Annotated in this window: 4 protein-coding genes, 3 tRNA genes and 2 rRNA genes; all 9 read left to right on the top strand. The window is 57.7% G+C overall.

Annotated features, from left to right (window positions below; translation table 11 throughout):
* Window positions 1-266 (top strand): 23S ribosomal RNA (locus BM267_RS16500); the annotation flags it as partial.
* Between the two features lie 151 nt (window positions 267-417).
* A 5S ribosomal RNA gene (gene rrf / locus BM267_RS16505) occupies window positions 418-533 on the top strand.
* 205 nt (window positions 534-738) lie between these two features.
* Window positions 739-1,746, top strand: coding sequence for a bifunctional biotin--[acetyl-CoA-carboxylase] ligase/biotin operon repressor BirA (birA, locus tag BM267_RS16510; RefSeq protein WP_083392550.1), 1,008 nt, complete (start codon window positions 739-741; stop codon window positions 1,744-1,746).
* Entirely contained in the window at window positions 1,736-2,488 is a 753-nt protein-coding gene (locus tag BM267_RS16515) for a type III pantothenate kinase (protein ID WP_074781352.1), read from the top strand. Before birA ends, BM267_RS16515 begins: the two co-directional genes overlap by 11 nt.
* Complete coding sequence (locus tag BM267_RS16520) at window positions 2,485-3,159, top strand: hypothetical protein (protein WP_074781351.1); 675 nt, start codon at window positions 2,485-2,487, stop codon at window positions 3,157-3,159. The genes BM267_RS16515 and BM267_RS16520 overlap by 4 nt, the downstream gene beginning before the upstream one ends.
* Before the next feature lie 144 nt (window positions 3,160-3,303).
* Window positions 3,304-3,388 (top strand) — tRNA-Tyr (locus BM267_RS16525).
* Between the two features lie 30 nt (window positions 3,389-3,418).
* Window positions 3,419-3,492: transfer RNA gene (locus tag BM267_RS16530), tRNA-Gly, on the top strand.
* Window positions 3,493-3,514: 22 nt separating this feature from the next.
* Window positions 3,515-3,590 (top strand) — tRNA-Thr (locus BM267_RS16535).
* Window positions 3,591-3,674: 84 nt separating this feature from the next.
* Window positions 3,675-3,796 (top strand): GTP-binding protein (locus tag BM267_RS16540; protein ID WP_235818306.1); only part of this gene is annotated, 122 nt, incomplete at its 3' end.

Below are 3,796 nucleotides of genomic sequence, written 5' to 3' on the forward strand. Positions count from 1 at the left end.
AGAGGGGCTGCTCCTAGTACGAGAGGACCGGAGTGGACGAACCTCTGGTGTTCCGGTTGTCACGCCAGTGGCATTGCCGGGTAGCTACGTTCGGAAAAGATAACCGCTGAAAGCATCTAAGCGGGAAACTTGCCTCAAGATGAGATCTCACCGGGGACTTGATCCCCCTGAAGGGCCGTCGAAGACTACGACGTTGATAGGCTGGGTGTGTAAGCGTTGTGAGGCGTTGAGCTAACCAGTACTAATTGCCCGTGTGGCTTGACCATATAACGCCCAAACAATTTGGGCCATGGCCTGACACATTGATTGATCGACAAGCTGGAACGGCACGAGATTACAAACCGGCCTTGTCAAACGACTATCACTTTTCCCACCCTTTCGTTGTGTGGACTCAACACCCACCCGACAACCGAATTGCTTGACGACCATAGAGCATTGGAACCACCTGATCCCATTCCGAACTCAGCAGTGAAACGATGCATCGCCGATGGTAGTGTGGGGACTCCCCATGTGAGAGTAGGTCATCGTCAAGCGCTATACCGAAACGCCCCGATCTGGAAACAGGTCGGGGCGTTTCTCTTTGCGCAAAAGGCCCAGACCTGCTGGGAATGGCCTTGGCCGCGATGGGCTGGCCGACAAGCTCCGCGCCCAAGGCCGCTCCTGCGCAAGTTGCGAGTTATCTATAACCTGAACAGCATTGTTACATTCTCGTTCATAAAGCCATGACAGCGCGTTATCATGCGCAGTTCATTTCCAACGATCGACACCTCCATGCTAGCTGCGTTATTCAAGATGATGTCCGATGGGCAATTTCATTCCGGCGAAGAGCTGGGCAGGGCTCTTGGCGTCAGCCGGGCGGCGGTCTGGAAGTCGCTGAAGCGGCTGGAAGATCAAGGGTTCCCTATTCAGCGCATACGCGGCAAGGGCTATCGCATTCCACGCGGAGCCGTCCTGCTGGACCTTGCGGAGATTGCCGCGGCGCTGCCTGCTGATATGGCGGAGCGGATTGAATGGCAGTTGCTAGACACTGTTGACTCGACCAATGCCCAGTTGCTCAAACAGCTCTCCATGAAAGAACCTCGAGCGCTCGCCTGTGTTGCCGAACAGCAGCTGGCGGGTAAGGGGCGCCGGGGTAGAGAGTGGGTCAGCCCTTATGGTCAGAATATCTACCTGTCACTGGCGTTGCCGTTCTCCGGTGGGGCGCAGAAGCTGGAGGGGCTTAGTCTGCTGGTTGGTCTCGTGCTGGTGGAGACGCTCGAGAGTTGTGGTTTTCGCAATTGCGCCTTGAAATGGCCCAACGATGTGCTGTTGGGTGGGCGCAAGCTGGCGGGCATTCTCATCGAGCTTGCTGGCGACCTGACCTCTGACTGCGTAGCGGTCATCGGTGTGGGTATCAATGTATTGATGAATGATGCTGCTGCGGCAATCGACCAGGCCTGGACCTCGCTGCTGTTGTCCCGTCAGGACGGTACGCTGAACCGCAATCTGCTGATCGCCGAATTCATCCGGCGACTGTTCGAGGCGGTGGCGGTATTTCGTGAGGCGGGTTTTGCGCCTTTCGTCGAGGAGTGGCAGCGACATGATGCCTGGTATGGCCAGCCGGTTGTTGTCCGTACTGGTGCCGTCATCACCGAGGGGGTCGAGCGGGGCGTCGATCAGCGGGGGGCGCTGCGACTTGATGTAGCCGAGGGCCAGGTATTGCTCAATGGCGGTGAAGTAAGTTTGAGGCTGAGTCATGATTCTTGAGCTGGACTGCGGCAATACGCTGATCAAGTGGCGTTTACTCGATCGTGAAGGGCGTGTCAGAGATGGTGACATGGCGCCCGACCTGGTCGAGCTTCAGCGTCTGCTTGGCGGACAGGAGCGCGAGATTCACGGTTGCCGGTTGGTTAGTGTGCGCTCGGCAGAAGAGACGCAGGTCATTGTGGATCAGCTGACGAGCTGGCTCAAGCGTCACCCCATGCTCGCCCGTCCCGGGCTGCAGCTAGCCGGGGTAAGCAATGGCTATATTGATGCAGCGCGTCTGGGCATGGATCGGTGGCTGGCGTTGGTGGCAGGATATCAACTGTGCCGGCGTGCCTGTGTGGTAATTGATCTTGGGACCGCTGTGACCACCGACTTCGTCGATGCGCAGGGTCGTCACCTCGGTGGCTACATCGCACCAGGAAGCAAGCTGCTGCGCAGCAGTCTTCTCAATCACACCCGCCTGATCCGCTATGACCGGGGAGCACATGGTGACTTGCGCGAGCCGCGGCCGGGGACCAGCACGGCTGAGGCTGTGGAGTTCGGTTGTGAATTGATGTTATCCGGCTTTGTGCGTGAGCAACTACGTATCGCGCAGCAACTGCTGGGCGACGATCCAGCAGTGATTCTGACTGGGGGCGATGCTGCCGGCATGAAGGAGGTATTGCCGGAAGGGTGCCAGGTGATCGGTGATCTGGTGTTCCGCGGGCTGGCCCTGGCGTGCCCCATGGAGTTCAGTCCGTGAAATATCTTTTTCTGTCATTGGCGCTTCTCAATATTCTCTATGCGCTGTGGCAGCTGCAGGATAATAAGCTGATGGTGGGCGCGCCAGACGAGCCTGCCGTCCCCTCAGTGCCAATGGCTGCCCCAGAGCCTCCCCCCGCTGTAGCTGAGTCGGAGCCACCCCGACCTGATCCTGGTACGGCCGCTCTTTGTGTGGCGCTGGGCAGGTTTCCTGGGCTGGCCGAGGCCGAGCAACTGCGCCAGCGGCTGTTGGCGCTGGATATTGAATCCAGGTTGCAGACCAGGGACGTGGTCATGGGAGTGGATTATTGGCTGGTGATGCCAGTAGTGGGTGGCGAGCGGCATGCAGTCATCCAGCTGTCAGCGCTGCAGGAGCAAGGTATTGATAGCTTCCTGATTACGCGGGGGGAGATGGCTGGTAGCTTGTCGCTGGGTGTTTTCGCCCGGGAGGATTACGCCCAGGTAAGGCAGGAGCAGTTGCAGCATTTAGGCCATGACGTGCGCCTGCACGCGCTCAATAAAAAAGAGCAGCAGTATGTGGTCGAAGTAGGCAGCAAGGCCAGGCGTCTGGTGGATCAGGCAATGCTGACCCGGCTGCGAGCGGACTTTCCCGGACTGCAACATCAATATCAGCCATGCGCAGGCGTTGCCAACACGGGGCGTATCCCATAGAATGGCGCCCGCTCCAATGCAGCGCCCCGGGAAAACCGGAGGGGATGCGATGGAGCAATGCCCTGAAACAACACAAGTCGCGGTTTTTTCTAAGAAAAGTGTTGACAGGGTGGCGCCAAGTGAAGAAAATGGCGCCTCTTTTACGGAGGGGTTCCCGAGCGGTCAAAGGGATCAGACTGTAAATCTGACGGCTTAGCCTTCGAAGGTTCGAATCCTTCCCCCTCCACCAGATTTAGTATTGCCGGGCAAGATGCTCTTGGCGGGTATAGTTCAACGGTAGAACCTCAGCCTTCCAAGCTGATGGTGCGGGTTCGATTCCCGCTACCCGCTCCAGTCCGGTAATGCGACGGTGTAAGCTCATGTAGCTCAGTTGGTAGAGCACACCCTTGGTAAGGGTGAGGTCAGCGGTTCAAATCCGCTCATGAGCTCCAATATCAAGGCAGATATGCAAATATCTGCCTTTTATTTAATGGTCGCGTGACTCGCGCATTGCACTCAGCAGAGGGGATCTCTCGATGGCTAAAGAGAAGTTCGAACGCAGCAAACCGCACCTGAACGTGGGTACCATCGGTCACGTTGACCATGGCAAAACCACTCTGACCGCTGCTCTGACCCGCGTTTGCGCCGAAGTATTCGG

This window comes from Halopseudomonas bauzanensis (genome assembly GCF_900114735.1).
GTDB classification, from domain to species: domain Bacteria; phylum Pseudomonadota; class Gammaproteobacteria; order Pseudomonadales; family Pseudomonadaceae; genus Halopseudomonas; species Halopseudomonas bauzanensis.

Excerpts from the sequence above, each read along its gene's own strand:
- BM267_RS16515 (WP_074781352.1), top strand. The coding sequence starts at position 1,736 with ATGATTCTTGAGCTGGACTGCGGCAATACGCTGATCAAGTGGCGTTTA.
- birA (WP_083392550.1), top strand. The coding sequence starts at position 739 with ATGCGCAGTTCATTTCCAACGATCGACACCTCCATGCTAGCTGCGTTA.